This window comes from Kitasatospora aureofaciens, assembly GCF_001188955.3.
Taxonomy (GTDB): Bacteria; Actinomycetota; Actinomycetes; order Streptomycetales; family Streptomycetaceae; genus Kitasatospora; species Kitasatospora aureofaciens.
On record NZ_JPRF03000012.1, the window covers coordinates 52,829 to 79,674 of the forward strand.

Annotated in this window: 26 protein-coding genes and 1 riboswitch; of the genes, 22 read left to right on the plus strand and 4 right to left on the minus strand. The window is 72.4% G+C overall.

The window, feature by feature from the left end; genetic code table 11:
- Positions 1-78: 78 nt before the first annotated feature.
- Entirely contained in the window at positions 79-1,308 is a 1,230-nt protein-coding gene (mltG, locus tag HS99_RS05240; protein WP_063737784.1) for an endolytic transglycosylase MltG, read from the plus strand.
- A 185-nt stretch (positions 1,309-1,493) separates the two neighbouring features.
- Here mltG (HS99_RS05240) and HS99_RS43930 read toward each other — a convergent pair whose 3' ends face one another.
- Positions 1,494-1,718 (minus strand): hypothetical protein, encoded by a 225-nt coding sequence (locus HS99_RS43930; RefSeq protein WP_141763669.1) that lies wholly within the window; start codon positions 1,716-1,718, stop codon positions 1,494-1,496.
- On the opposite strand from HS99_RS43930, the gene mltG (HS99_RS05245) reads away from it, so the two are divergent.
- The 8 genes from mltG (HS99_RS05245) to HS99_RS05280 all read left to right on the plus strand — a co-directional run bounded on the left by mltG (HS99_RS05245) (position 1,704) and on the right by HS99_RS05280 (position 9,530).
- Positions 1,704-3,329: an endolytic transglycosylase MltG gene (gene mltG / locus HS99_RS05245; RefSeq protein ID WP_141763670.1), complete on the plus strand. Its 1,626-nt coding sequence runs from the start codon at positions 1,704-1,706 to the stop codon at positions 3,327-3,329. The genes HS99_RS43930 and mltG (HS99_RS05245) overlap by 15 nt on opposite strands.
- Before the next feature lie 34 nt (positions 3,330-3,363).
- Positions 3,364-4,224: a shikimate dehydrogenase gene (locus tag HS99_RS05250; protein WP_030286396.1), complete on the plus strand. Its 861-nt coding sequence runs from the start codon at positions 3,364-3,366 to the stop codon at positions 4,222-4,224.
- A 144-nt stretch (positions 4,225-4,368) separates the two neighbouring features.
- Entirely contained in the window at positions 4,369-5,553 is a 1,185-nt protein-coding gene (aroC, locus tag HS99_RS05255) for a chorismate synthase (protein WP_094742959.1), read from the plus strand.
- Positions 5,550-6,071, plus strand: coding sequence for a shikimate kinase (locus tag HS99_RS05260; protein ID WP_030553679.1), 522 nt, complete (start codon positions 5,550-5,552; stop codon positions 6,069-6,071). The genes aroC and HS99_RS05260 overlap by 4 nt, the downstream gene beginning before the upstream one ends.
- Positions 6,064-7,155, plus strand: coding sequence for a 3-dehydroquinate synthase (aroB, locus tag HS99_RS05265; protein WP_030291270.1), 1,092 nt, complete (start codon positions 6,064-6,066; stop codon positions 7,153-7,155). The genes HS99_RS05260 and aroB overlap by 8 nt, the downstream gene beginning before the upstream one ends.
- A gap of 8 nt (positions 7,156-7,163) precedes the next feature.
- Positions 7,164-7,592 carry a type II 3-dehydroquinate dehydratase gene (gene aroQ, locus HS99_RS05270; protein WP_030553681.1) on the plus strand — a complete coding sequence of 143 codons (429 nt, stop codon included), beginning with the start codon at positions 7,164-7,166 and terminating at the stop codon, positions 7,590-7,592.
- A gap of 351 nt (positions 7,593-7,943) precedes the next feature.
- Positions 7,944-8,642 carry an AAA family ATPase gene (locus tag HS99_RS05275; RefSeq protein WP_030290248.1) on the plus strand — a complete coding sequence of 233 codons (699 nt, stop codon included), beginning with the start codon at positions 7,944-7,946 and terminating at the stop codon, positions 8,640-8,642.
- A gap of 78 nt (positions 8,643-8,720) precedes the next feature.
- Positions 8,721-9,530 (plus strand): Fpg/Nei family DNA glycosylase, encoded by an 810-nt coding sequence (locus HS99_RS05280; RefSeq protein ID WP_030553683.1) that lies wholly within the window; start codon positions 8,721-8,723, stop codon positions 9,528-9,530.
- A 424-nt stretch (positions 9,531-9,954) separates the two neighbouring features.
- On the opposite strand, the gene HS99_RS05285 is transcribed toward HS99_RS05280, so the two are convergent.
- Positions 9,955-10,338 carry an ArsR/SmtB family transcription factor gene (locus HS99_RS05285; RefSeq protein WP_046386961.1) on the minus strand — a complete coding sequence of 128 codons (384 nt, stop codon included), beginning with the start codon at positions 10,336-10,338 and terminating at the stop codon, positions 9,955-9,957.
- 81 nt (positions 10,339-10,419) lie between these two features.
- A riboswitch (cobalamin riboswitch) is annotated at positions 10,420-10,613 on the plus strand.
- 32 nt (positions 10,614-10,645) lie between these two features.
- Between HS99_RS05285 and nicT the strand changes: the two genes are divergently transcribed.
- The gene (gene nicT / locus HS99_RS05290; protein ID WP_030290252.1) at positions 10,646-11,761 is read left to right on the plus strand and encodes a Nickel transporter NicT; all 1,116 of its coding nucleotides are present in this window, start codon (positions 10,646-10,648) and stop codon (positions 11,759-11,761) included.
- 10 nt (positions 11,762-11,771) lie between these two features.
- Here the strand turns inward: nicT and HS99_RS05295 are convergent, their stop codons facing one another.
- Positions 11,772-12,623 (minus strand): EamA family transporter, encoded by an 852-nt coding sequence (locus HS99_RS05295; protein WP_030553685.1) that lies wholly within the window; start codon positions 12,621-12,623, stop codon positions 11,772-11,774.
- A gap of 178 nt (positions 12,624-12,801) precedes the next feature.
- Here HS99_RS05295 and HS99_RS05300 point away from each other — a divergent pair, with 178 nt between their 5' ends.
- The 6 genes from HS99_RS05300 (at position 12,802) to HS99_RS05325 (ending at position 17,871) form a co-directional block, all read left to right on the plus strand.
- Positions 12,802-13,374, plus strand: coding sequence for a helix-turn-helix domain-containing protein (locus tag HS99_RS05300; RefSeq protein ID WP_030553687.1), 573 nt, complete (start codon positions 12,802-12,804; stop codon positions 13,372-13,374).
- A gap of 248 nt (positions 13,375-13,622) precedes the next feature.
- Positions 13,623-14,729, plus strand: a complete 1,107-nt coding sequence (locus tag HS99_RS05305) for a M24 family metallopeptidase (RefSeq protein WP_030290254.1) — start codon at positions 13,623-13,625, stop codon at positions 14,727-14,729.
- 79 nt (positions 14,730-14,808) lie between these two features.
- Positions 14,809-15,372: an elongation factor P gene (efp, locus tag HS99_RS05310; RefSeq protein ID WP_030290256.1), complete on the plus strand. Its 564-nt coding sequence runs from the start codon at positions 14,809-14,811 to the stop codon at positions 15,370-15,372.
- 4 nt (positions 15,373-15,376) lie between these two features.
- Positions 15,377-15,814, plus strand: coding sequence for a transcription antitermination factor NusB (nusB, locus tag HS99_RS05315; RefSeq protein WP_030290257.1), 438 nt, complete (start codon positions 15,377-15,379; stop codon positions 15,812-15,814).
- A 123-nt stretch (positions 15,815-15,937) separates the two neighbouring features.
- The gene (locus tag HS99_RS05320; RefSeq protein ID WP_030553689.1) at positions 15,938-16,765 is read left to right on the plus strand and encodes a thioesterase family protein; all 828 of its coding nucleotides are present in this window, start codon (positions 15,938-15,940) and stop codon (positions 16,763-16,765) included.
- A 179-nt stretch (positions 16,766-16,944) separates the two neighbouring features.
- Complete coding sequence (locus tag HS99_RS05325; protein WP_030290259.1) at positions 16,945-17,871, plus strand: DUF8829 domain-containing protein; 927 nt, start codon at positions 16,945-16,947, stop codon at positions 17,869-17,871.
- 92 nt (positions 17,872-17,963) lie between these two features.
- On the opposite strand, the gene bldD is transcribed toward HS99_RS05325, so the two are convergent.
- Positions 17,964-18,467, minus strand: coding sequence for a transcriptional regulator BldD (bldD, locus tag HS99_RS05330; RefSeq protein WP_030056198.1), 504 nt, complete (start codon positions 18,465-18,467; stop codon positions 17,964-17,966).
- Between the two features lie 334 nt (positions 18,468-18,801).
- Here bldD and pyrR point away from each other — a divergent pair, with 334 nt between their 5' ends.
- From pyrR to carB, 6 genes are read left to right on the plus strand one after another with little or no spacing between them, the layout of a single operon-like run.
- Positions 18,802-19,425 carry a bifunctional pyr operon transcriptional regulator/uracil phosphoribosyltransferase PyrR gene (gene pyrR, locus HS99_RS05335; protein ID WP_030290260.1) on the plus strand — a complete coding sequence of 208 codons (624 nt, stop codon included), beginning with the start codon at positions 18,802-18,804 and terminating at the stop codon, positions 19,423-19,425.
- A 5-nt stretch (positions 19,426-19,430) separates the two neighbouring features.
- Positions 19,431-20,423, plus strand: coding sequence for an aspartate carbamoyltransferase catalytic subunit (locus tag HS99_RS05340; RefSeq protein ID WP_030290261.1), 993 nt, complete (start codon positions 19,431-19,433; stop codon positions 20,421-20,423).
- A complete protein-coding gene (locus HS99_RS05345; RefSeq protein ID WP_223886116.1) occupies positions 20,420-21,754 on the plus strand; it encodes a dihydroorotase in 1,335 nt (444 codons plus the stop codon). Before HS99_RS05340 ends, HS99_RS05345 begins: the two co-directional genes overlap by 4 nt.
- Positions 21,754-22,320, plus strand: coding sequence for a PH-like domain-containing protein (locus HS99_RS05350; RefSeq protein WP_030290263.1), 567 nt, complete (start codon positions 21,754-21,756; stop codon positions 22,318-22,320). Before HS99_RS05345 ends, HS99_RS05350 begins: the two co-directional genes overlap by 1 nt.
- Positions 22,317-23,474 (plus strand): glutamine-hydrolyzing carbamoyl-phosphate synthase small subunit, encoded by a 1,158-nt coding sequence (gene carA, locus HS99_RS05355; RefSeq protein WP_030290264.1) that lies wholly within the window; start codon positions 22,317-22,319, stop codon positions 23,472-23,474. The genes HS99_RS05350 and carA overlap by 4 nt, the downstream gene beginning before the upstream one ends.
- Complete coding sequence (gene carB, locus HS99_RS05360) at positions 23,467-26,775, plus strand: carbamoyl-phosphate synthase large subunit (protein WP_030553692.1); 3,309 nt, start codon at positions 23,467-23,469, stop codon at positions 26,773-26,775. Before carA ends, carB begins: the two co-directional genes overlap by 8 nt.
- Positions 26,776-26,846 lie beyond the last annotated feature (71 nt).

Here is a 26,846-nt window from a genome sequence, read left to right on the forward strand (position 1 = left end):
TTCGTATCGATCTGGATCGGTGCGGGGCGGTTCGGAGTGATTGGCAGCCATTCGGGACCGCCGAGGGGGCCGAGAGCCATGATCGATCAGGACTTCCACCCGGGGCTCACACCGGGCCACCTCGGTGCGCCGGTGCTGGAACCGGAGGGCCGTCCGCCGGGTGCGCCCCGGCCGCGCCCCGATGCGCCCGATCCGCACCGACGGCGTAGCGGACTGGCCTGCCTGCTCACCGCCCTCGCGCTGGTCGCGGTCTTCGGCGGGATCGGTCTCACCGGCTACACCTGGGTCCAGCAGCAGCGCAAACCCCCCGCGGCCGCCGACTACGCAGGGCAGGGCACCGGCAGCGTCCAGGTCTCGGTGCCCGAGGGCGCGGGCCTGTCCCAGATCGCCTCCGCGCTGGTCCGCAACGGGGTGGTGGCCAGCTCGCTCGCCTTCACCCGGGCAGCGAAGGGGAGCGCGGCGGCAGCCGGGCGGATCCAGCCCGGGACGTACACCCTCAAGCTGAAGATGTCGGCCGCCGCCGCGCTGTCCATCCTGATCGACCCGGCCAACGCCAACGGCCTCACCATCCCCGAGGGTTGGCGTGGAGAGCAGATCTACGCGGCGATCGACAGGAAGCTGAACCTCCCCGAGGGCACCACCCAGAAGGCCGCCAAGGAGCAGGGCGCCGAGCTCGGCCTGCCGGACTTCGCCCACGGCAGCCCGGAGGGTTACCTGTTCCCCGCCACCTACGCCGTCACCGACGGGACCACCCCGCTGGACCTGCTGAAGCAGATGGTCGACCGGGCCGGCAAGGAGTTCAGCCGGGACGACGCCAACGTCGTCGCGCAGAACCTCGGACAGAGCCTGTACGGACTGGTCACCGTCGCCAGCATGGTCCAGGGCGAGGCCGACAACACCGAGGACATGGGCAAGGTGGCCCGGGTCATCTACAACCGGCTGGCCAAGGGGATGCCGCTGCAGCTGGACTCGACCATCAACTACGCGCTCGGCCGTTCGACCCTGAACACCACCGTCACCGACACCAAGCTGGACTCTCCGTACAACACCTACCTGCACCCGGGGCTGCCGCCGTCGCCGATCTCCAACCCGGGGCGCCAGGCGATCACGGCGGCGCTGGACCCGACGCCCGGTGACTGGCTGTACTTCGTGACCGTGAAGCCGGGCGACACGCGCTTCACCGACAGCTTCGAGGTGCACCAGCGCAACGTGGCGGAGTTCAACGCGGCGCGGGCTGCGAAACCGAGCTCTCCGGGCTCCGGCGCGGCCGCCGCGACGCCCTCGACGCCGGGCGCGGGCACGCCGTGACGGCCCCGTGCGCCGAGGGTGAGGTCGCTCACTGACCGTGCGTCCGCCCGGGCGGGGGTACGGCTGCGGTACGGTAACGTCTCCTCCCAGGCGCTGCGCTAGCACGCCGGTTCGAGAATCAGCCGGGACGGCGTCGTCCCGGACGGCCGGTCCGATCCTCCGGTCGTCACCGTCGGTTAAGGGGATCAATGACCGATCTGGGTCGGGGCTACGGCCCCCAGGGCGAGCAGCCGTGGCACCCCGGAGATCCCGGGTACGGCGGCCAGCAGCCGGTCCCCGGCCAGCAGGACGGCCAGTGGCAGCAGTACGCGCAGCAGGGCCAGCACGGTCAGCAGATCCAGCAGGGTCAGCAGCCGTACGGGGACGTGCAGCAGGGGTACGGGCAGCAGCAGCCGGTGCAGACGCAGCACGGCATGCCGCAGGAGGGGTACCAGCAGGGGTACCAGCAACAGGGGATGCCGCAGCAGGGGTATCCGCAGCAGGGCTTCGACCAGGGCTATCAGCAGCAGGGCATGCCGCAGCACGGCTACCCCCAGCAGCAGGTGCCGATGCAGCAGGGAATGCCCCAGGGCTATCCGCAGCAGCAGATGCCGATGCAGCAGCAGGGCGTGCCCCAGCAGGGGATGCCGCAGCAGGTCCAGCCCCAGCCGGTTCCGCAGCAGGCCCGGCCGCAGGCCCCGGCGCCCGAGCCCGCCTCCGGTCCGGGACCGGACGGGATCGACTGGGAGGCCGAGGCCGCCGCGCTGGAGTCCGGCGCCGACCCGGTCGGCGGGGCGGCCGAGCCCGAGGCCGAGGCGTGGGACGGTCACCACGAGGACGAGCACCACGGCGACGAGGGGTACGTCGAGGAGCACGCCGAAGCCGAGCAGACCGGCTTCCTCGGCGAGCAGGACGAGTCCCGCGAGGCGCAGAAGAAGCGCAAGGAGAAGGGCAAGAAGGCGGGCCGCCGCAACGGCGGCGCCTGCCTGGTGGTGGCGCTGGTGCTGGTCGGCCTGCTCGGCGGCGCCGGCTGGTGGGGCTACGGCTTCTACCAGAGCCACTTCGGCCCGCCGCCGGACTTCACCGGTGACGGCACCGGCTCCGTCCAGGTCGAGGTCAAGCCGGGCGCGGTCGGCGGCCAGATCGGCCTCGCGCTGAAGAACGCCGGCGTGGTCAAGAGCGTCGACGCGTTCGCCAAGGCCTGTGACGCCGAGCCCAAGTGCGGCACCATCCAGCCGGGCTTCTACGGGATGAAGAAGGAGATGCCGGCCGCGGCCGCGCTCAAGGAGCTGCTGGATCAGGCGGGCGGCGCGGCGATCGTGTTCCCGGAGGGCATGAACTCCTCCGAGATCTACGCCAAGATCGACGACAAGCTGAAGCTCCAGAAGGGCACCACGGCGGGCGTGGCCAAGGCTCAGGTCAACCAGCTCGGCCTGCCGGCGTACGCGAACGGCAACATCGAGGGCTTCCTCTGGCCGACCCGCTACAACATCGCCGACGGCATGAAGCCCGAGGACCTGCTCAAGCAGATGGTGAAGAACGCCACCGACAAGTACGCGGCCGCCAACCTGGACGGCCAGGCCTCCAAGGCGGGCCTCAAGAGCGCCTACGAGGTGGTCATCGAGGCGAGCATCCTGCAGCGCGAGGGCAACAACCCGGGCGACTTCGCCAAGATGGCCAGGACCATCCAGAACCGTCTGGCGAGCGACACCGTGCACCACACCCTCGGCATGGACACCACGCTGCAGTACTCGCTGGGCCGTAAGGAACTCACGTCGAAGGACATCAACGACGGGTCCAACAAGTTCAACACCTACATCAACCCGGGCCTGCCGCCGACGCCGATCTCCAACCCCGGCGACGAGGCGCTCAACGCGGTGCTCAACCCGGCGGACGGCAAGTGGCTGTACTTCATCGCGATGTCCCCGACCAACACCCTCTTCGCCGAGACCGACAAGGAGCACGCGGCCAACGTCGAGGCGTACTGCAAGGCGGCGGGTCAGGGCTTCGACAAGGTCGGTCTGCACTGCACCACCAAGTAGCCGTTACCGCACCGTCGTTCACGGAGAGGCAACGTTGACCAGCAAGCACCGGGCGGCCGTCCTCGGCTCGCCGATCGCCCACTCGCTCTCGCCGGACCTGCACCGGGCCGCCTTCGCGGCGCTCGGTCTGGACGGCTGGCGCTACGACCGCTTCGAGGTCGACGAGGCCGGCCTGCCCGGCTTCCTCGCCGGCCTGGACGGGGCCGAGTGGGCGGGGCTGTCGCTGACCATGCCGCTGAAGCGGGCGGTCATCCCGCTGCTGGACGAGGTCAGCGCGACGGCCCGCTCGGTGGACGCGGTGAACACCGTGGTGTTCACCGCCGACGGGCGGCGCACCGGGGACAACACCGACGTCCCCGGGCTGGTCAACGCGCTGCGCGAGCGCGGCATCACCGAGGTGTCCGCCGCCGCGGTGCTGGGCGCCGGGGCCACCGCCTCCTCGGCGCTGGCGGCGCTGGCCCAGGTCTGCACCGGCGAGGTGACGGTCTACGTGCGCAGCGCCGAGCGGGCGCGGGAGATGGCCGAGCTGGGCGAGCGGCTCGGCGTCGCGGTGCGCACCGCCGACTGGGAGCACGGCGCCGAGGCGCTGGAGCGTCCGCTGACCGTCTCCACCACGCCGGTCGGGGCGACCGACGCCTTCGCCGACTCGCTGCCGGCGGCCCCGGGCGCGCTGTTCGACGTGCTGTACCACCCGTGGCCGACGGCGCTGGCCGCCGCCTGTGCCGAGCGCGGGGCGACCGTCCTGGGGGGCCTGGACCTGCTGGTGCACCAGGCGGTGCTGCAGAGCGAGGCCTTCACCGGGTGCGTGCCCGGGCCGCTGGCGGCGATGCGCGAGGCGGGAGAGAAGGCGCTCGCCGACCGTTGGGGCCGGTCCGGCGGATCTCGCCGCGGCTAGATCGTTTCGTTGGGTGACCGGTTGCCGTCCGTCACGCGGACTGTGCCCCCGGGTGCCGCCGGGTCGTGAAAGGATTCGGACAGAAGGCACGCTCGGGCGGGCCGCGGCGGTGCCGTGGGCCGGTCCGCTGATGAAGGAGCTCCGTTGGGTACGTTGCGCTGGCTGACGGCGGGAGAGTCGCACGGCCCCGCACTCGTCGCGACGCTGGAAGGCCTGCCCGCCGGTGTACCGGTCACCACCGACGTGGTGGCCGACGCGCTGGCGCGCCGCCGGCTCGGTTACGGCCGCGGGGCGCGGATGAAGTTCGAACAGGACGAGGTGACCTTCCTCGGTGGCGTCCGGCACGGTCTGACGATGGGCAGCCCGGTCGCGGTCATGGTCGGCAACACCGAGTGGCCGAAGTGGGAGCAGGTCATGTCGGCCGACCCGGTCGACCCCGAGGTGCTGGCGGGCCTGGCCCGCAACGAGGCGCTGACCCGCCCCCGGCCCGGCCACGCCGACCTGGCCGGCATGCAGAAGTACTCGATCGACGAGGCCCGGCCGATCCTGGAGCGCGCCAGCGCCCGCGAGACGGCCGCCCGGGTCGCGCTGGGCGCCGTCGCCCGCGCGTACCTCCGTGAGGTGGCCGGGATCGAGATCGTCAGCCACGTGGTCGAGCTGGCCGCCGCCAAGGCGCCGGCAGGCGTCGTGCCGCTGCCCTCGGACGAGGCCCGGCTGGACGCCGACCCGGTGCGCTGCCTGGACGCGGACGCCTCGAAGGCGATGGTCGCCGAGATCGACCAGGCCCACAAGGACGGCGACACCCTCGGCGGCGTGGTCGAGGTGCTCGCGTACGGCGTGCCGGTGGGCCTCGGCTCGCACGTGCACTGGGACCGCCGGCTGGACGCCCGGCTGGCCGCCGCGCTGATGGGCATCCAGGCGATCAAGGGCGTCGAGGTCGGCGACGGCTTCGAGCTGGCCCGGGTGCCGGGGTCGAAGGCGCACGACGAGATCGTCCCGACCCCCGAGGGCGTCAAGCGCACCTCCGGCCGCTCCGGCGGCACCGAGGGCGGCCTGACCACCGGCGAGGTGCTGCGGGTGCGCGCCGCGATGAAGCCGATCGCCACCGTGCCGCGGGCGCTGCAGACCCTGGACGTGCGCACCGGCGAGCCGGCCAAGGCGCACCACCAGCGCTCGGACGTCTGCGCGGTGCCGGCCGCCGGCATCGTCGCCGAGGCGATGGTCGCGCTGGTGCTGGCCGACGCGGTGAGCGAGAAGTTCGGTGGCGACCACGTCTCCGAGACCCGGCGCAACGTGCAGGGCTACCTCGACAACCTGATCATCCGATGACATCGCCGATCGTGGTGCTGGTCGGCCCGCCCGGCAGTGGCAAGTCCACCGTCGGGCGGGCCCTGGCCGAGCGCCTGGGCGTCGGCTTCCGGGACACCGACGCCGACATCGAGGCGCTGGCCGGCAAGCCCATCCCGGAGATCTTCATCGACGAGGGCGAGCCGCACTTCCGCGAGCTGGAGGTCCGCGCCGTGCGCGCGGCCGCCGAGGGACACGGCGGAGTGCTGGCGCTCGGCGGCGGCGCGGTGATGGCCGAGGCCACCCGTGAGCTGCTGCGCGAGCTGCCGGTGGTCTTCCTGGAGGTCCCGCTCGGCGACGCGGTCAAGCGGGTCGGCCTGGACGCCCCGCGCCCGCTGCTGGCCGTCAACCCGCGGGCCCGCTGGCGCGAGCTGATGGAGGCCCGCCGCCCCCTCTACCTGGAGGTGGCCACCGCCGTCGTCGACACCGCCGACCGCACCCCCGGGCAGGTCGCGGACGCCGTACTGGAAGCACTGGAGCTGAAGACCCCCCATGACTGACACCACCGTCAGGATCCACGTCGGCGGCAGCGCCGGCCACGACCCGTACGACGTGCTGATCGGGCACCAGTTGCTCGGCGAGCTGGCGCCGCTGATCGGGACGCGGGCCAAGCGGGTCGCGATCATCCACCCGGAGGCGCTGGCCGCCACCGCCGACGCCATCCGCGAGGACCTGGCCGGCGAGGGGTACGAGGCGATCGCCCTCCAGGTGCCCAACGCCGAGGAGGCGAAGAGCGCCGAGGTCGCCGCGTACTGCTGGTCGGTGCTCGGGCAGACCGGGTTCACCCGCAGCGACGTCGTGGTCGGTCTCGGCGGCGGCGCCACCACCGACCTGGCGGGCTTCGTGGCGGCCACCTGGCTGCGCGGGGTGCGCTGGATCTCCATGCCCACCACGCTGCTCGGCATGGTCGACGCGGCCGTCGGCGGCAAGACCGGCATCAACATCGCCGAGGGCAAGAACATGGTCGGCGCCTTCCACCCGCCGGTGGGCGTGCTCGCCGACCTGGGCACCCTGGAGACCGTGCCCAGGCACGACTACGTCTCCGGCCTCGCCGAGGTCATCAAGTGCGGCTTCATCGCCGACCCGGCCATCCTCGACCTGATCGAGGCGGACCCGGAGGGCGCCAAGTCGCCGGCCGGCCCGCACACCGTCGAGCTGATCCGCCGGGCCATCCAGGTCAAGGCCGACGTCGTCTCCGGGGACCTCAAGGAGTCCGGCCGGCGCGAGATCCTCAACTACGGCCACACCTTGGGCCACGCCATCGAGCGCAACGAGCGCTACAAGTGGCGGCACGGCGCGGCGATCTCCATCGGCATGGTCTTCGCGGCCGAACTCGGCCGCCTGGCGGGGCGGTTGGACGACGAGACGGCCGACCGGCACCGCACCGTGCTGGCGTCGGTCGGCCTGCCGCTGAGCTACCGGGCGGACGCCTGGCCGAAGCTGCTGGACGCGATGAAGATCGACAAGAAGTCGCGCGGCGACCTGATCCGCTTCATCGTCCTGGACGGCCTCGGCAAGACCTCCGTGCTGGAGGGCCCGGACCCGTCCCTGCTGGTCGCCGCCTACGCGGAGGTCTCGGCGTGACCCGGGTGATGGTGCTCAACGGCCCCAACCTCGGCCGGCTGGGCAGCCGGGAGCCGGACGTCTACGGCGCCACCTCGTACACCGGACTGGTCGAGCGCTGCACCGCGCTGGGCAAGGAGTTCGGCTTCGAGGTCGAGGTGCACGAGACCAACTCCGAGCAGCAGATGGTGGAGTGGCTGCACGAGGCGGCCGACGGGAAGGTGCCCGTGGTGATCAACCCGGGCGCGTTCACCCACTACTCGTACGCGATGCGGGACGCCGCGGCCCAGCGCACGGCGCCGCTGATCGAGGTGCACATCTCCAACCCGTACGCACGGGAGACCTTCCGGCACACCTCGGTCATCGCCGCGGTGGCCTCCGGGACCATCGCGGGCTTCGGGATCGGGTCGTACGAGCTGGCGCTGCGGGCGCTGGCGGAGCAGCTCACCTCGCGCTGACTGCTGGTCAGCGGCCCGGCGGCGGACTGTGCCCGCTGCCGGGCCGCCGTGTAGTGTCCCCGGTGAGAGCGTGGTCGGGAGGTGCCGTGACGCAGTACGCCGCAGGTGGGCAGGTCCCGCCGCGTCCCGCCGCCCCGCCGGTGCCGCCGGGGGGCGGTACAGGGGTGGCCCCGTCGGGGGGCGCCGGTTCCGCCGCCCTCGCCGCCGCCGACGGTCCGGCCGGCGGGCACACCCGCCGTTGTGCCGCCCGCTCCGGCGTCCGTGCCGGCATCGGCACCCGCTGCTCCTCCGGCGCCCGCTCCGGCACCTGCACCTGCTGCGGCACCTGCACCCGCTTCGGCTCCGGCGCCCGTGCCCGCCCGTGCCGTCCCGCAGCCGCCCGCGCCCACCGCGCCCACCGCGCCCGTACCGGCCGGCGGCACCGGGCACTTCGTGCTGCCCGCCGGCACGCCCGTCCAGCTCCCCGCCCACCCGCCGCAGCGGCACGCGCCCGCCGGGCCGATCGCCGTCCTGCTGATCGGCCCGGCCGGGGCGGGCAAGACCACCGTCGCCCGGTACTGGGCCGAGCGGCGGGCCACCCCGACCGCCCACATCAGCCTGGACGACGTCCGGGAGTGGGTGCAGTCCGGCTTCGCCAACCCGCAGTCCGGCTGGAACAACGCCTCCGAGGCCCAGTACCGGCTGGCCCGCCGCACCTGCGGCTTCGCCTGCCGCAACTACCTGGCCAACGGCATCTCCTGCATCATCGACGACGCCGTCTTCCCGGACCGCCCGGCGATCGGCCTCGGCGGCTGGAAGCGGCACATCGGCCCGGGCATGATCCCGGTCGTGCTGCTGCCCAGCCTGGACTCGGTGCTGCGCCGCAACGCCCGCCGCAGCGGCACCCGGCGGCTCGGAGACGAGGAGGTGGCGCGCATCCACGGCCGGATGGCCGGCTGGTACAACTCCGGGCTGCCGATCATCGACAACTCGTACCTGGACGTCGCCGGTACGGCCGCCGAGCTGGACCGGGTCATCCTGGCCCGGCTGATGGGGATGCCGGTCCGCTGACCTGCGGCTCTTCGACCTGTCAGTGGCGGCTGCGATGATGGACCGGTCCCGCCAGAACCACTCGGGGAGCTGACGCCCGTGCCGGAAGGCCACATCATCCACCGCCTCGCCGGCCAGAACCGCGCGGCCTTCGGCGGCCGCCCGGTGCAGGTCTCCAGCCCGCAGGGCCGCTTCGCCGACGAGGCCAGGACGATCGACGGGCAGCTGCTCACGGGCGCGGAGGCCACCGGCAAGCACCTCTTCCTCGGCTTCGAGGAGGGCGCCTGGGTGCACGTCCACCTCGGCCTCTACGGCGGCTTCAGCTTCGGCACCGGCCCCGCGCCCGAGCCCGTCGGCCTGGTCCGGCTGCGGCTGGCCAACGACGACGGCTACGCCGACCTGCGCGGCCCCAACACCTGCGCCCTGGTCACCGACGCCGAGAAGGCCGCCGTCGCGGCCCGGCTCGGCCCCGACCCGCTGCGCACCGACGCCGACCCGGAGACCGCCTGGCGCCGGATATCCGGCAGCCGGACGACGGTCGCCGCGCTGCTGATGGACCAGAAGGTGCTGGCCGGGGTGGGCAACGTCTACCGCGCCGAGGTGCTGTTCCGCCACAATGTCGATCCGCACCGGGCCGGCCGCGACCTGACCCGCCGCGAGTGGGACGCGATCTGGGCCGATCTGGTCGCCCTGATGCACGAGGGCGTCGCCGCCGGCCGGATCGACACCGTCCGCCCCGAGCACACCCCCGAGGCGATGGGCCGCCCGCCCCGCGTCGACGACCACGGCGGCGAGGTGTACGTCTACCGCCGCGCCGCGATGCCCTGCCTGGTCTGCGGCACCGAGGTGCGGACGGAGGAGCACGCCGCGCGCAACCTGTTCTGGTGCCCGACCTGCCAGGCGGCCTGAGGCGGATTCGGCCCCGGCACCCGAGCCACGCCGTGGGCCGGGGCCCGGGCCGGTCGGGGGAAGCGGACGGGTGGACGGCGACGAGATGTCCGACAGCGTGTCGGGCGCGGTGCACGGGCACGGGCTCCAGGGGCGGAACGTCACGGTCCATCTGCCGCCGAAGCACCGGAGCCCGCACCAGGTGCGTCCGCCCCGGGCGAGTTTCGTCAACCGGGAGCGCGAACTCGCCGCGCTCACGGCCGCGTTGGCCCGGTCCGGCGGCGGCGGCACGGCGATCGTGGTGTGCGTGGCGGGAGAGGCCGGCGGCGCTGACCGTGTCGCCGGTGGAGTCGGTGACCAGGCGGTTTTAGCCGGCGGCGTGCGGCAGGACGACCAGGCGGGCGTCCAGTCTGTGCAGGGAGGCGTGGAGGGCGCAGGCGACGGGTCAGCCCGCGGCCGCGGTGGGCTCCTCGTGGTCGGCGGCGGCGCACTCGTCGAGGAGGGGGCGCATGCCGTCGTCGACGAGCCGGTAGCGCACCACGCGTCCGTCCTTGTCGCCGGTGACCACGCCCGCGGTGCGGAGCAGGCGCAGGGCCTGGGAGACGGCGGGGTCGCGCATGCCGGTGGCCACTGCCAGGTCGCTGACGGCGAGCGGGCCGGCCCGGTGGAGGGCGAGCAGCAGGGCGAGCCGTCCGGGGTCGGCGAGCAGGGAGAACCGTTCGGCCCAGGAGCGGACGTGCTCGGTGTCACCGATGGCGGCGATGGCTTCGCAGACCCGGTGTCCGTCGATGGTGCGGTGGCCCGCGCGGTCGGCCGGTACGAGATGCATGCGGACATTCTGGCAGCTCACGACCTGTGATCCTGGACACCTGCACAGGTGCGCAACCTTGCGAGGGTGGTGTCCTGCCCCTACGGTGTTCCCCGCCGTGGTGTTCGGGAAGACCGGTGACGGACCATCAACAGGTCCCAGTCCGGAGCGGCCCTCGCCACTGTGATCGGGGGAGAGTTGTCCGGACCCACGTGCCACTGGGCGCCTAGTGCGCCTGGGAAGGCGGGTCCGGAAGCCCCGTAAGCCAGGAGACCGGCCACGGCATCTCACGAAGTCATTCCACGAGGTGCTGGAGCGTGATCCGCAGATGACCCTGCCCGAAACCGCCACTCCCGCCGAGGCGGCCCCCTCCGTCCTGCCCACCTTCCGGTGGAAGCGCCAGGACACCATCCGTACCGCCGGGCTGATGGGGGTGATCCTGGCCATGCACGTGGTGGCGTTCGGGACGCTCGTCTTCCTGGTCGCCCCGCACAACTACGCGGTCGGCACCCAGGTGTTCGGGGTCGGCCTCGGCATCACCGCGTACACCCTGGGCATGCGGCACGCCTTCGACGCCGACCACATCGCGGTGATCGACAACACCACCCGCAAGCTGATGGCGGACGGCAAGCGGCCGGTCTCGGTAGGCTTCTGGTTCGCGCTCGGCCACTCCTCGATGGTGGTCCTGATGGCCGCCCTGGTGGCGGGCGGCGCCCAGCTGGCGAACACGCTGATGGACGACGACTCGGCCACCCACAAGTGGCTCGGGCTGGTCGGCACCACGGCCTCCGGCGCCTTCCTCTACCTGATCGGCGCGCTCAACCTGGCGGCGCTGCTCGGCATCCTCAAGGTGTTCCGCTCGATGCGGGCCGGGGAGTTCGACGAGGCCGAGCTGGAGGAACACCTCGACTCGCGCGGCTTCATGGCCCGGATCCTGAACCGGGCGACCCGTTCGATCACCCGGCCCGGGCAGATGTTCCCGGTCGGCATGGTGCTGGGCCTGGGCTTCGACACCGCGACCGAGGTGACGCTCATGGTGATGGCCGGTTCGGGCGCGGCGGCCGGGCTGCCCTGGTACGCGATCGTCTGCCTGCCGCTGCTGTTCGCGGCGGGGATGAGCCTGTTCGACACCCTGGACGGGACGTTCATGAACTTCGCGTACCAGTGGGCCTTCTCCAACCCGGTGCGCAAGGTGTACTACAACCTGACCATCACCGGGCTGTCCATCGCAGTGGCCTTCATCATCGGCACCATCGAGCTGGTCGGCGTGCTGCACGAGAAGCTCGACCTGACCGACCCGGTGACCGGGTTCATCGCGGACATCTCGCTGGACAACGTCGGCTACGCGATCGCGGGGCTGTTCGTGGTGGTCTGGGCGATCGCCATCGCCTACTGGAAGCTGGCGGGCGTCGAGAAGCGCTGGACGCCGACGAAGCAGGGGTGACGGGCGGCGGTCACGCCGCGGCGAGCAGCAGCGTGCCCGCGACGGCGAGCCCGGCGCCGACCACCTGGACCGGGCGCAGCCGCTCCTTGAGCACCCCGCGCGCCAGCAGTGCGGTGACCACGGGGTAGAGCGAGGCGAGCACGGCGGCCACCGCCGCCGGGCCGCTGTGCGAGGCCAGGGCGTAGGTGGCGTTGCCGGCCACGTCGACCAGCCCGACGCCGGTGAGCAGGGGCAGCCGGGAGCGCAGCTCCGGCAGCAGTCCGCGGGTGTCGGTGCCGCGCGGGCCGGTCAGCAGCGCGGCACCGCCGACGAGGACGTTGACGAGCCGCTGGACGCACAGCACGAGCAGCAGCCCCCCGCCGGCTGAGGCCTGCGAGAGCAGGGACATGTTGGCGCCGAAGCCGAACGCGGCGGCCAGGGTGAGCAGCAGTGCCGTGCGGGCGGCGGACGGCCCGCCGCGTTCCGGGCCGCCGGCCAGCACCACGCCGGCGACCGCCACCGCGATCCCGGCCAGCTGACCGAAGCCCGGCCGCTCGCCGAGCGCGAGCCCGACGCCGACCGGCACCACGACGCCGACGGTGGCCAGCGGGGACACCACGCCCATCGGCCCGAGTGCGAGCGCCCGGTAGAAGGCGAGCATCGCGAACGGGCCGATCACCCCGGCGGCGACGGCGTACCAGAGCGCGGGGGAGGCGTCGGCCCAGCCGCCCGTGGCCAGTGCCGCGAGGAGGAGGGCGACGGTGGCTGCGGCCTGGGAGACGACCACGACGGCGAGCGCGGGCAGTCGGCGGGTGAGGACGCCGCCGCCGAAGTCGCCCAGGCCGGTGAGCAGGCTGGCGGACAGGGCGAGCAGGACGGTCACGGGAGGAGCCCGAAGATCGGGGCCCCGGGGAGCGGGGACGGGGTGGAGGACAGCACAATGCACTCCGAAGTACAGTCGGATGGACTCGTTGCCGGAACCGCAGCGTAGTGCACTGAACTGAACTCGGCCGAACAATATTCTGTACGTCTCGTACGGTGGACACCGGAGGACTGCCCGCGTGCCGGACCCCGACCTCGTCTCCCGGGCACTCGCCCGGAACGTCAAGCGGCTGCGCACTGAGCGCGGCCACACCCTGGACGCCCTCGCCGCCCGTTCCGGGGTGAGCCGCGGCATGATCGTCCAGATCGAACAGGGCCGCACCAATCCGAGCGTGGCCACGGTGGTGCGGATCGGCGACGCTCTCGGCGTCTCGATCGCCACGCTGCTCGACTACGAGGAGGGCCCGGACGTCCGGGTCGTGCCCGGCGACCAGGCCGTCCCGCTCTGGACGGGGCCGAAGGGCGGCACCGGCACCCTGCTGCACGGAATCGAGGCGCCCGGTCCGCTGGAGCTGTGGGACTGGCGGATGGCGCCGGGGGAGGAGTACTCGGCCGAGCCGCACCCGGCCGGAACGGTGGAGATCCTGCGGGTCGTCGAGGGCGAACTGGCCCTGGTGCACGGGGGGAGGGTGCACGCGGTGCCGGCCGGCAGCACGGTCTCCTTCGATGCCTCCCACGCGCACGTCTACCGCAACGCGGGGGAGCGGGAGCTGCGGCTGACCATGGTGGTGTCGGTCCCGCCGCCGCGCTGAACCCCCTTCTGACGACCGATACGGGATCCTTTCTGCGCGTGCGAAGCGAGTCGTCTCATCCCTCACGGTCCTCGGACTCACGACCATCGGGATGGCCGTAGCCGCTCCAGCCGCTCAGGCGGGCGGCTACGGCTGTGCGGGGAACTTCTCCTGGTCCGGCGGGGTTCGCCAGGCTCCGTGAGGACGCGGGGCATCGGGCGGGGGGCGCTCGGCGGGCGGTTCGGGCCGGGGGTTCGTAGGCTCGACGCATGGTGGATGCGTACGCGGGTCGGCGGGAGCGGGTGAGGGAGCACTGCAGCGCGGCCGGAGCCGATGCCGCGCTGGTCACCCGGGCGGCGAACGTGCGGTACCTGACGGGCTGCGCGCCGTGCGGGGCGGCTCTGCTGCTGACCCGGGAGCGGGCGCTGCTGTCGCTGCCGGACGATCTGCCGCCGGACGACTCCGGGGAGCACCTGATCGACGGGGAGGTCACCCAGGTGCCGGTGCCCGCCGGGGCGGACACCGCGCTGGCCGCGGCGGCCGCGGTCGGGCGGCTGGGGGTGCGGGACCTCGCGGTGGAGGAGCACGATCTGACCGTCACCCGGCACCGGGCGGTCGCGGACCTGGTGGAGGGGGCCCGGTTGGCGGACCTCGGCCAGGTGGTGGAGCGGCTGCGGGTGGTGAAGGACGAGCACGAGATCGCCGACCTGCGGATCGCCGCCGAGATCGCCGACCAGGCGCTCGGCGAGCTGCTGGAGTCGATCCTGGTCGGCCGCACCGAACGGCACCTGGCGATGGAGCTGGAGCGCCGGATGATCGACCACGGCGCCGACCGGGCGGCCTTCCCGGTCTCGGTCGGCACCGGCAGCCACTCCGGCCGGCCCGCCCACCAGCCGACCGACCGCCGGGTGGAGGAGGGCGACTTCCTCACCGTGGTGATGGGCGCCCAGTACCGCGGCTACCGGGTCTCGACCGCCCGGACCTTCGTGATCGGTGCCCCTCCCGCGCCCTGGCAGGTCGAGCTGCACCGGCTGGTCTTCCGCGCGCAGCGGGCCGGCCGGGAGGCGCTCGGTCCGGGCGTCGAGCAGTGCGTGCCCGACCGGGTGGCCCGGCAGGTCCTGGAGGCGGCCGGCCACACCGAGGCCTCGCCGCGCCCGGTGGGCCACGGCATCGGGCTGGAGATCCGGGAGGCGCCGCGCCTCGGTCCGTCGGACATGGGTAAACTGGACAGCCGCGTGCCGGTCACCGTCGGTCCTGGGGTCCACCTCCCGGGCAAGGGCGGGGTCCGGATCGAGGACACGCTCGTCGTGCGCCCCCTCGCAGAGGGCGGGCCCGAGCTGCTCACCATCACCACCAAGGAGCTCCTCGCCCTGTGACGGCGGCCCCGGAGGCCGACGGCGGCAGGACGCGAAAACCTTGGTTCCTTGACAGCTATATCCAGGAGTAAGTGCGCCCGTGGCTTCCACGAACGATCTCAAGAACGGCATGGTCCTCAAGCTGGAGGGCGGCAAGCTCTGGTCCGTCGTCGAGTTCCAGCACGTCAAGCCCGGCAAGGGCCCGGCCTTCGTGCGTACGAAGCTCAAGGAGGTCCTGACGGGCAAGGTCGTCGACAAGACGTTCAACGCCGGCACCAAGGTCGAGACCGCCAACGTCGACAAGCGCGGCATGCAGTTCTCGTACAAGGACGGCGAGAACTTCGTGTTCATGGACATGGACACCTACGACCAGATCACGATCGAGCCGGCCGTCGTCGGTGACGCCGCCAACTACCTGCTCGAGGGCTTCGAGGCCCTGGTCGCCACCAACGAGGGCGTGGTGCTCTACATCGAGCTCCCGACCTCCGTCGAGCTGCTGATCGCCGAGACCGAGCCGGGCGTGCAGGGCGACCGCTCCACCGGTGGCACCAAGCCGGCCACCCTGGAGACCGGCGCGGAGATCCAGGTGCCGCTCTTCATCACCACCGGTGAGAAGGTCAAGGTCGACACCCGCGACGGCAGCTACCTCGGCCGGGTGAAGTAAGTCCGTGTCGGCCGCACGTAGCAAGGCCCGTACCCGGGCCTTCCAGATCCTCTTCGAGGCCGACCACCGCGGGGTCGACCCGCAGCAGGTCCTCGCCGACTGGGTGGCCCGCGCCCGCGAGCCGAAGCCCGACGAGGGCACCCCGCAGGTCGGCGAGTACACGATGGAGCTGATCGAGGGGTACGTCCAGCACGCCCGTCGCATCGACGACCTCATCGAGCAGTACGCGGTGGGCTGGACCCTCGACCGGATGCCGATCGTGGACCGCAACGTCCTGCGGCTCGGCGCCTACGAGCTGATCTGGGAGGACGGCGTCCCGGACGCGGTCGTCCTGGACGAGGCCGTCGAGATCGCCAAGGAGTTCTCCACGGACGACTCCCCGGCCTTCGTCAACGGTATGCTCGCCCGTTTCCTGGAGCTGAAGCCGAGCATCCGCCGGTAGCGGCGACGCCCTGCGCAATGGCCGTCGGATCCGAGATCTCGGATCCGACGGCCATTCCGCGTTCCGTCGGGCAGGCGTAGTGTGGGGTCCTACTCGCCAGTAACTTGAAGGGCAGGCACCTCCATGACCACCGCGATCCGCAGCGAGTTCGACCTGGGCATCGCCCTGACCGGACATCCGGAGGAGGCCGGCCGCTACGAGGCCGAGCTCGGCGCCGGCTGGCAGATCGGCGGCGGGGTCAACGGCGGGCTGCTGCTTGCCGTCGCCGGACACGCGCTGTCGCTGGAGCACGGGCAGCACCCGGACCCGGTGTCGATCAGCGGTTACTACCTGTCCGCCTCCACCCCCGGTCCGGCCACCGTCCGCACCGAGGTGCTGCGCACCGGCCGCGGCCTCTCCACCGGCACCGCCTCGCTCAGCCAGGACGGCGTCGAACGCCTGCGGGTGGTGGCCAGCCACGGCGACCTCGGCACGGTCGACGGCGAGGTGCGCACCAGTGCCACCCCGCCGCAGCTGCCGCCGCCGGACCAGTGCATCGGCGTCGAGCACGCGCCGAAGGAGCTGATCGAGCAGGCCGCCCTGCTGGAGCGCTTCGACCTGCGGCTCGACCCGGCCACCGTCGGCTGGGCGCTCGGGCAGCCCTCCGGCCAGGGCCGGATCCAGGGCTGGTTCCGGCTCGCCGACGGCCGCGAGCCCGACCCGCTGCTGCTCCTGCTGGTCGCCGACGCGCTGCCGCCGGTCACCTTCGACCTCGGGCTGCCCGGCTGGGCCCCGACCGTCGAGCTGACCGTCCACCTGCGGGCCAAGCCGGCCCCCGGGTGGCTCCGGGTCGTCCACTCCACCCGCAACCTGGCCGGCGGCTACTTCGAGGAGGACGCCGAGGTCTGGGACTCGGCCGGCCGCCTGGTCGCCCAGTCCCGCCAGCTGGCCCGGGCGCCGCGCCCGGCCTGAGTTCGCTGCCGGGAGCGCCCCGAGGTGCGGTGGCGGCCGAGCCCTATTACCGGTGGTTACATTCCTGTGACACGCCGTACGTGTGTGGCGCGCGGAACTGGGGAGTAACACGGTCAGCGGCGAGCCCCGCCGCTGACCGTCACCGCCCGACGGCCGCCCGCCGACGCCAGGAGCCTCCGATGACCAGCCGCAAGGGCCGTTCCCGCCGCAACTCCGACTGCACCGCCGGTGGCCTGCGCCCCGCGCTGCGGGCACCGCACCGGTCGCGGCGGCACGAAGGGGTCGAGCAGGCGTTCGTCATCGGGGTGCTCACCAGCGCCGCGGACTTCGCGCGGGCCCGCGCCTGGGGGGTCAGCGATGCCCCCGACCACGAGCGCTACCTCGCCGACACCGCCGAGCTGCTGGCCGACGCGCTGGAGCGCTTCGAGACCGTCCGGGCTCGGATGTTCCACCCGCAGGACTTCGAGGAGTTCTGCGTGCTGCACGGCCTGGACCCGGCCGAGCCCGCCGCCCGGGACCGCTACCTGGTCAACCCGCCCCTGCGGACCCAGCTGCTGGTCTATCAGGGCGAGGAGCTGGCCGGGGACTTCGTGCCGCGGCTGGTCCGGGCCCGGGAGAACGGGCTGACGCTCCGCCACGCCGACCTGCTGCTGGACGGCGCGCTGCTCGGGAGCGCCGGCCCGGCGGAGGCGGACGAGGAGCACGCGTGCTGGGTGCGCGCCGCCCACCAGCGCGGGAGCGAGGTGTTCCGGCGGATGCTGGTCGGCGCGGGCGCCGGGGTGTACGAGCTGCGGCTGCGGGTGGACGCGCCGGGCGGGCGGCTGACCGCGGCGGCCCGGGTACTCCAGTGGGAGGACGGCGTGGTGCGGATCAACGACGAGGAGCTGGAACTGGTCTGCGCGGTGCTGTGCGCCGGGCTGGCGCTGGAGCTGCCGGCCGTCGCGGTGCTGCACGGCTCCCAGGGCTCGGCGGCTTCCTGCGGGGAGTACCTGCCGGCCGCCTGGGCCTGGTCGAGCGGCGGCCCGGACTGGGCGCCGGCCGCCCGGCCGGTGCGGCTGGACGGGGTGGCGGCGCAGCCGGGCTACAGCCTGGGCACGGTCTGCTGAACGTGCGCCCAGCTTCGGAAACGCCGCGGCGCGGCCCCGGAGGCCGGGACCGCGCCGTGACGTTTCTGCCTGCTGTCGCTGGTCGGCGAGCCTCAGCTCGCGTCCTCCTCGCGCACCGCACGGCGCGCGTCGGGGTTGAGCACGCCCCAGGAGATCAGCTGCTCGGTGAGGATCGACGGCGACTGGTCGTAGATCACGGCCAGAGTGCGAAGGTCGTCCTGGCGGATCGAGAGGACCTTGCCGTTGTAGTCACCGCGCTGGCTCTGGATGGTGGCCGCGTAGCGCTGCAGCGGGCCGGCCTTCTCGGAGGGGACCTGGGTCAGTCTCTCCAGGTCGAGGACCAGGCGCGGCGGCGGCTCGGCCGCGCCGCCCGGGGTGCCGCCGGGCAGGAGTTCCTGCACCGGAACGCCGTAGAACTCGGCGAGCTCGGCCAGCCGCTGCACGGTGACCGCACGGTCGCCGCGCTCGTACGAGCCGACGACGACTGCCTTCCAGCGCCCCTGGGACTTCTCCTCGACACCGTGCAGGGAGAGCCCCTGCTGAGTGCGGATCGCTCGGAGCTTGCCTCCGAGCTGCTTCGCGTAGTCGCTGGACATTGATCTCCCCGGACGAGATTGCTAACGCGTTCAGTGGTGGGTCACGGGCGATTGTCGACGTCGCTACCGGTGGGTTCGACACCCGTCTCGTAACTCACTGTGAGGTTACGTAGAGTAAGGTAGTTGCGTCAAGCCGAATGGGGCAGTCGTGCGAATGGCCCGCATCGTCGGCGCGTCCGGGGCGTTAACCCGGCGAAGCGGAATGATGGAGGCCCGTTTGCCACTCCGGGGCGCTGGTAGGATGACCCGAAGCCCACGCCCGGTCGGCGGGGGCAGATTCCCAGACATCCTTTAAGGCCCGTCCCGTGAGGCGGGGAAGGAGGTCCGCTTCGGCATGACCACACACCACGAAACGACGCCGCGGCCGCCGCACCAGGTGCTGGACGGCACGGACATCGCCCGGGTCGTCACCCGGATAGCGCACGAGATCGTCGAGCGCGCCAAGGGCGCGGAGGACGTCGTGCTGCTCGGCATCCACACCAGGGGCGTCCACCTCGCCCGCCGCCTGCACGGCCGGCTGGCCCAGATCACCGGGAGCGAGATCCCGCTGGGCACCCTGGACATCACCATGTACCGGGACGACCTGCGGCTGAAGCCCGCCCGGGCCCTGGAGCACACCGAGATCCCGCCCGGCGGCATCGACGGCAAGCTCGTCATCCTCGTCGACGACGTGCTCTTCTCCGGCCGCACCATCCGCGCCGCGCTCGACGCGCTGAACGACATCGGCCGGCCGCGCGCCGTGCAGCTCGCCGTCCTGGTCGACCGCGGCCACCGGGAGCTGCCGATCCGGGCCGACTACGTGGGCAAGAACCTCCCCACCTCGCTGCGCGAGGCCGTGCAGGTCCGCCTCTCCGACACCGACGGCGTTGACGCCGTCCTGGTCGGTGACCGCGACTACACCGCCCGCAGCTCGCAGGCCCTGGCCTCCCAGCCCACCGAACCGCACCTCCCGGAGTAACCCGCGTGAAGCGCCACCTCGTCTCCGCCGCCGATCTCAGCCGCGACGACGCGCTGCTGATCCTGGACACCGCCGAGGAGCTGGCCCAGCTCTCCGGGCGGGCCGTCAAGAAGCTGCCCACGCTGCGCGGCCGCACCGTCGTCAACCTGTTCTTCGAGGACTCCACCCGCACCAAGACCTCCTTCGAGGTCGCCGAGAAGCGGCTGTCCGCGGACGTCATCAACTTCTCCGCCAAGGGCTCGTCGGTCTCCAAGGGCGAGAGCCTCAAGGACACCGCGCTGACCCTGCAGGCGATGGGGGCCGACGCGGTCGTCATCCGCCACCACGCCTCGGGCGCGCCGGCCCGGCTGGCCCAGTCCGACTGGCTGCACGGCAGTGTGATCAACGCCGGTGACGGCACCCACGAGCACCCCACCCAGGCGCTGCTCGACGCCTTCACCATGCGCCGCCACCTCAACGCCGGGGCCGGCAACGACCTGGCCGGTCGCCGGGTGACGATCGTCGGTGACGTCCTGCACAGTCGGGTCGCCCGCTCCAACGTGCACCTGCTGACCACCCTCGGCGCCCAGGTGACCTTCGTCGCCCCGCCGACCCTGCTGCCCATCGGCATCGAGAACTGGCCCTGCGAGGTCAGCTACGACCTGGACAGCGTCCTGCCCAAGACCGACGCCCTGATGATGCTGCGGGTGCAGCGCGAGCGGATGAACGCCGCGTTCTTCCCGACCGAGCGCGAGTACAGCCGCCGCTACGGGATGAACGGCATCCGGATGGCCCAGCTGCCCGAGCACGCCATCGTGATGCACCCCGGCCCGATGGTCCGCGGCATGGAGATCACCGCCGAGGTCGCCGACTCGCCGCGCTGCACCGTGGTCGAGCAGGTCGCCAACGGCGTCTCCGTCCGGATGGCCGTCCTGTACCTGCTGCTCGGGGGAGCCGTGTTCGCCGACGGCCCCGCCGACACCGCCCCCCGCACCGACTCCGTGGAGAACGCCCAGTGAACGAGCGCAGTGAGCGAACCAGCGACACGGTCAGCTACCTGATCCGCAACGCCAAGATCCTGGGCGGCGCCCCGCAGGACCTCCACCTCGCCGACGGCGTCATCCGGGCGATCGGCACCGGCCTGGCGGTCGAGGCCGACATCGAGATCGACGCCACCGGCATGATCGTCCTGCCCGGCCTGGTCGACCTGCACACCCACCTGCGCGAACCCGGCCGCGAGGACGCCGAGACCGTGCTCACCGGCACCCAGGCCGCGGCGATGGGCGGCTTCACCGCCGTGCACGCGATGGCCAACACCACCCCGGTGGCCGACACCGCCGGCGTGGTCGAGCAGGTCTGGCGGCTCGGCCAGGAGGCCGGCTACTGCGACGTGCAGCCGGTCGGCGCCGTCACCGTCGGCCTGGAGGGCAAGAAGCTCGCCGAGCTCGGCGCGATGCACGAGTCCGCCGCGAACGTCCGGGTCTTCTCCGACGACGGCAAGTGCGTGGACGACGCGGTGCTGATGCGCCGCGCCCTGGAGTACGTGAAGGCCTTCGACGGCGTCGTCGCCCAGCACGCCCAGGAGCCGCGGCTGACCGAGGGCGCCCAGATGAACGAGGGCCAGGTCTCCGGCGAGCTCGGGCTCGGCGGTTGGCCGGCCGTCGCCGAGGAGTCGATCATCGCCCGCGACGTGCTGCTCGCCGCGCACGTCGGCTCGCGGCTGCACGTCTGCCACCTCTCCACGGCCGGCTCGGTCGAGATCGTCCGCTGGGCCAAGTCCAAGGGCTGGGACGTCACCGCCGAGGTCACCCCGCACCACCTGCTGCTCACCGACGAGATGGTCCGCTCCTACGACCCGGTGTACAAGGTGAACCCGCCGCTGCGCACCGCCGAGGACGTCCAGGCGCTGCGCAAGGCGCTGGCCGACGGCACCATCGACGCCGTCGCCACCGACCACGCGCCGCACCCGGCCGAGGACAAGGACTGTGAGTGGGCCGTGGCCGCGATGGGCATGGTCGGCCTGGAGACCGCGCTGTCGGTCGTGCAGCAGACCATGGTCGACACCGGCCTGCTGAACTGGGAGGGCGTCGCGGACCGGATGTCCCACCGCCCGGCCCGGATCGGCCGTCTCAGCGGCCACGGCCGGCCGGTCTCGGTGGGTGAGCCCGCCAACCTGGTGCTCTTCGATCCCGCGTACCGTGGTGCCGTGAACCCCGACAGCTTCGCCACCCGCAGCCGCAACACCCCCTACAAGGGCATGGACCTGCCCGGACGGGTGCACGCCACGTTCCTGCGCGGGCGCGCCACCGTGTTGGCCGGCGAGCTGGCCGAGCAGGGCGGCCCGGAGTGATGGACTACGCCACGCTCGCCAGGGAGCAGGCGAAGGTCACCGACTGGCCGGCCTACATCGGCTGGTCGATCGGGCTGCTGATCATCATCGGCCTGGTCTACTGGCTGATGCGCCAGGGCTGGAACTGGCGGCGCACCCTGCAGTCCGGGATCCCCCCGCTGCCCGCCGTGCCGGCCCGCGCCGGCCGGACCATCCTGGAGACCAGCGGGCGTTACCACGGCACCACCACCGCCGGGAACTGGCTCGACCGGGTCGTCGCGCACGGCCTGGGGACCCGCAGCCGGGCCGACCTGACCCTGGGCGAGGACGGCCTGCTGGTGCAGCGCCCCGGCGACGTCGACCTCTGGATCCCGGCCGAGCACCTGACCGGTGCCCGCACGGACTCCGGGATCGCCGGCAAGGTCGTCCCCGCCGGTCTGCTCGTCGTCACCTGGACGCACGAGGGCACCGAACTGGACTCCGGCTTCCGCGCCGACCACCCCGACGAGCACACCGCCTGGGTCGAGGCGATCACCCAGCTCGCAACACGTACGAAGACGAAGAAGACGGAAGAGGCCGCGCAATGACCGCACCTGCCCCCACCACGCAGCGCCAACGGCGGGAGCGCATCCCGGCCGTGCTCGTCCTGGAGGACGGCCGGACCTTCGGCGGCCAGGCCTACGGCGCGACCGGCGAGACCTTCGGCGAGGCGGTCTTCAACACCGGCATGTCCGGCTACCAGGAGACCCTGACCGACCCGTCGTACCACCGCCAGGTGGTCGTGATGACCGCCCCGCAGATCGGCAACACCGGCTGGAACGACGAGGACGACGAGTCCAAGCAGATCTGGGTCGCCGGCTACGTCGTGCGCGACCCCGCCCGGGTGGCGTCCAACTGGCGCTCCCGCCGCTCGCTGGACGAGGAGCTCGCCCGCCAGGGCATCGTCGGCATCAGCGGCATCGACACCCGCGCGCTGACCCGCCACCTGCGCGAGCGCGGCGCGATGCGCTGCGGCATCTTCTCCGGCGAGGCGCTGGCCGACCCGGCCGCCCTGCTCGCCCGGGTGCAGCAGTCGCCCGAGATGAAGGGCGCCGACCTGTGCGCCGAGGTGGCCACCACCGAGCCTTACGTCGTCCCCGCCGTCGGTGAGAAGAAGTTCACCGTCGCCGCGCTGGACCTCGGCATCAAGGCGATGACCCCGCAGCGGATGGCCGAGCGCGGCATCGAGGTGCACGTGCTGCCGGCCAACTCCACCCTGGAGGACGTCTACGCGGTCAACCCCGACGGCGTGTTCTTCTCCAACGGGCCGGGCGACCCGGCCACCGCCGACCACCAGGTCGCCGTCGCGCAGGGCGTGCTGGAGCGCCGCACCCCGTTCTTCGGGATCTGCTTCGGCAACCAGATCCTCGGCCGGGCCCTGGGCTTCGGCACCTACAAGCTCAAGTACGGCCACCGCGGCATCAACCAGCCGGTGCAGGACCGCACCACCGGCAAGGTCGAGGTGACCGCCCACAACCACGGCTTCGCCGTGAACGCGCCGCTGGACCAGGTGAGCGACACCCCCTACGGGCGGGTCGAGGTCTCCCACGTCTGCCTCAACGACGACGTGGTCGAGGGCCTCCAGGCACTCGACGTGCCCGCCTTCAGCGTGCAGTACCACCCCGAAGCGGCCGCCGGCCCGCACGACGCCGCCTACCTGTTCGACCGCTTCGTGAAGCTCATGGAGGGCCAGCGTGCCTAAGCGCACTGACATCAAGTCCGTCCTGGTGATCGGGTCCGGCCCGATCGTCATCGGCCAGGCCGCCGAGTTCGACTACTCCGGCACCCAGGCCTGCCGCGTTCTCAAGGCCGAGGGCCTGCGGGTCGTGCTGGTCAACTCCAACCCGGCCACGATCATGACCGACCCGGAGATCGCCGACGCCACCTACGTCGAGCCGATCACCCCCGAGTTCGTCGAGAGGATCATCGCCAAGGAGCGCCCCGACGCGCTGCTGCCGACCCTGGGCGGCCAGACCGCGCTCAACACCGCGATCTCGCTGCACGAGGCGGGCACGCTGGAGAAGTACGGCGTCGAGCTGATCGGCGCCGACGTCGTGGCGATCAACAAGGGCGAGGACCGCGACCTGTTCAAGGGCGTCGTCGAGGCCGTCAAGGCGAAGATCGGGTACGGCGAGTCCGCCCGCTCGGTCATCTGCCACACCATGGACGACGTGCTGGCCGGCGTCGACGAGCTCGGCGGCTACCCGGTCGTGGTGCGCCCCTCCTTCACCATGGGCGGCGCCGGCTCCGGCTTCGCGCACAACGAGGAGGACCTGCGCCGCATCGCCGGTCAGGGCCTGGCCCTCTCGCCGACCACCGAGGTGCTCCTGGAGGAGTCCATCCTCGGCTGGAAGGAGTACGAGCTGGAGCTGATGCGCGACAAGAACGACAACGTCGTGGTCGTCTGCTCGATCGAGAACTTCGACCCGATGGGCGTGCACACCGGTGACTCGATCACCGTCGCCCCGGCGATGACGCTCACCGACCGCGAGTACCAGATCCTGCGCGACATCGGCATCGCCGTCATCCGCGAGGTCGGCGTCGACACCGGCGGCTGCAACATCCAGTTCGCCGTCAACCCCGACGACGGCCGGGTCATCGTCATCGAGATGAACCCGCGCGTCTCCCGCTCCTCGGCGCTCGCCTCCAAGGCCACCGGCTTCCCGATCGCCAAGATCGCCGCCAAGCTGGCCGTCGGCTACACCCTGGACGAGATCCCCAACGACATCACCGAGGAGACCCCGGCCTCCTTCGAGCCGACCCTCGACTACGTCGTGGTCAAGGTGCCGCGGTTCGCGTTCGAGAAGTTCCCGAGCGCCGACGCGACGCTGACCACCACCATGAAGTCCGTCGGTGAGGCCATGGCGCTCGGCCGCAACTTCCCCGAGGCGCTGCAGAAGGCGCTGCGCTCGCTGGAGAAGAAGGGCTCCCAGTTCAGCTGGACCGGCCCGCTCGGTGACAAGGCCGAGCTGCTGGCCAAGGCTGTCGTGCCGACCGACGGCCGGATCAACACCGTGATGGACGCCATCCGGGCCGGCGCCACCCCGGAGGAGGTGTTCGAGGCCACCAAGATCGACCCGTGGTTCGTCGACCAGCTCTTCCTGCTGGACGAGATCGCCGGCGAGCTGGCCGAGGCCGACGAGCTCACCCCCGAGCTGCTGCGCCACGCCAAGCGGCACGGCTTCTCCGACCAGCAGATCGGCGAGATCCGCGGCCTGAAGCCGGACGTCGTCCGCGAGGTGCGCCACGCGCTCGGCATCCGCCCGGTCTTCAAGACCGTCGACACCTGCGCCGCCGAGTTCGCCGCCAAGACCCCGTACTTCTACTCCTCGTACGACGAGGAGAGCGAGGTCGCCCCGCGCACCAAGCCGGCCGTGGTCATCCTCGGCTCGGGCCCGAACCGCATCGGCCAGGGCATCGAGTTCGACTACTCCTGCGTGCACGCCTCCTTCGCGCTGGCCGACGCCGGGTACGAGACCGTCATGGTCAACTGCAACCCGGAGACCGTCTCCACCGACTACGACACCTCCGACCGGCTCTACTTCGAGCCGCTCACCCTGGAGGACGTGCTGGAGATCGTCCACGCCGAGCAGCAGGCCGGTCCGCTGGCGGGCGTGATCGTCCAGCTCGGCGGCCAGACCCCGCTGGGCCTGGCCCAGGCGCTCAAGGACAACGGCGTGCCGATCGTCGGCACCCAGCCCGAGGCGATCGACCTCGCCGAGGAGCGCGGCGCCTTCGGCCGCGTGCTGCGCGACGCCGGCCTGCCCGCCCCCAAGCACGGCACCGCCTTCTCCTTCGAGGAGGCCAAGGCGATCGCCGACGAGATCGGCTACCCGGTGCTCGCCCGCCCGTCCTACGTGCTCGGCGGCCGCGGCATGGAGATCGTCTACGACGAGGTCTCGCTCGCCTCCTACCTGGAGCGGCACGCCGGTCTGATCTCCGAGCACCCGGTGCTGATCGACCGCTTCCTGGACGACGCGGTGGAGATCGACGTCGACGCGCTCTACGACGGCACCGAGCTCTACCTCGGCGGCGTCATGGAGCACATCGAGGAGGCCGGCATCCACTCCGGCGACTCCGCCTGCGCGCTGCCCCCGATCACCCTCGGCGGCTACGACATCAAGCGCCTGCGCACCTCCACCGAGGCCATCGCGCGCGGTGTCGGCGTCCGCGGTCTGATCAACATCCAGTTCGCGCTGGCCGGGGACATCCTCTACGTGCTGGAGGCCAACCCGCGCGCCTCCCGCACCGTCCCGTTCACCTCCAAGGCGACCGCGGTGCCGCTGGCCAAGGCCGCCGCCCGGATCTCGCTCGGCGCCACCATCGCCGAGCTGCGCGCCGAGGGCCTGCTCCCGGCCGAGGGCGACGGCGGCACGCTGCCGGCCGACGCCCCGATCGCGGTCAAGGAGGCCGTGATGCCGTGGAGCCGCTTCCGCGACATCCACGGCCGCGGCGTGGACACCGTGCTCGGCCCGGAGATGCGCTCGACCGGCGAGGTCATGGGCATCGACAAGGTCTTCGGCACGGCGTACGCCAAGGCGCAGGCCGGCGCGTACGGCGCGCTGCCGACCCGGGGCAAGGTCTTCGTCTCGGTCGCCAACCGGGACAAGCGCAACCTGGTCTTCCCGGCCCGGGCGCTGGTCGGCCTCGGCTTCGAGGTGCTCGCCACCGCCGGCACCGCCGAGGTGCTGCACCGCGGCGGCATCCCGTCCACGCTGGTGCGCAAGCACAGCGAGGGCGAGGGCCCGAACGGCGAGAAGACGATCGTCCAGCTGATCCACGACGGCGAGGTCGACCTGATCATCAACACGCCGTACGGCACCGGCGGTCGCCTCGACGGCTACGAGATCCGCACCGCCGCGGTCTCCCGCGGGGTGCCGTGCCTGACCACCGTCCAGGCGATGGGCGCGGCCGTCCAGGGCATGGACGCGCTGCTGCGCGACGAGGTCGGAGTGATGTCGCTCCAGGAGCACGCCGAGCTGATCAACGCCGGCCGCAAGTAGCACCACCGCAGTGGGGGGCACCGGAGTCGAATTTGGTGCCCCCCACTCGTATGCCCGCCCGTCGCCCACCA

Coding starts and splice junctions, on each gene's coding strand:
- aroQ (WP_030553681.1), top strand. CDS start 7,164: ATGGTGCTCAACGGCCCCAACCTCGGCCGGCTGGGCAGCCGGGAGCCG.
- HS99_RS05320 (WP_030553689.1), top strand. CDS start 15,938: ATGACCACCGCGATCCGCAGCGAGTTCGACCTGGGCATCGCCCTGACC.
- nicT (WP_030290252.1), top strand. CDS start 10,646: ATGACCCTGCCCGAAACCGCCACTCCCGCCGAGGCGGCCCCCTCCGTC.
- mltG (WP_063737784.1), top strand. CDS start 79: ATGATCGATCAGGACTTCCACCCGGGGCTCACACCGGGCCACCTCGGT.
- HS99_RS05260 (WP_030553679.1), top strand. CDS start 5,550: ATGACATCGCCGATCGTGGTGCTGGTCGGCCCGCCCGGCAGTGGCAAG.
- bldD (WP_030056198.1), bottom strand. CDS start 18,467: ATGTCCAGCGACTACGCGAAGCAGCTCGGAGGCAAGCTCCGAGCGATC.
- pyrR (WP_030290260.1), top strand. CDS start 18,802: ATGACCACACACCACGAAACGACGCCGCGGCCGCCGCACCAGGTGCTG.
- aroB (WP_030291270.1), top strand. CDS start 6,064: ATGACTGACACCACCGTCAGGATCCACGTCGGCGGCAGCGCCGGCCAC.
- HS99_RS05305 (WP_030290254.1), top strand. CDS start 13,623: ATGGTGGATGCGTACGCGGGTCGGCGGGAGCGGGTGAGGGAGCACTGC.
- HS99_RS05285 (WP_046386961.1), bottom strand. CDS start 10,338: ATGCATCTCGTACCGGCCGACCGCGCGGGCCACCGCACCATCGACGGA.
- HS99_RS05350 (WP_030290263.1), top strand. CDS start 21,754: ATGGACTACGCCACGCTCGCCAGGGAGCAGGCGAAGGTCACCGACTGG.
- carA (WP_030290264.1), top strand. CDS start 22,317: ATGACCGCACCTGCCCCCACCACGCAGCGCCAACGGCGGGAGCGCATC.
- HS99_RS05325 (WP_030290259.1), top strand. CDS start 16,945: ATGACCAGCCGCAAGGGCCGTTCCCGCCGCAACTCCGACTGCACCGCC.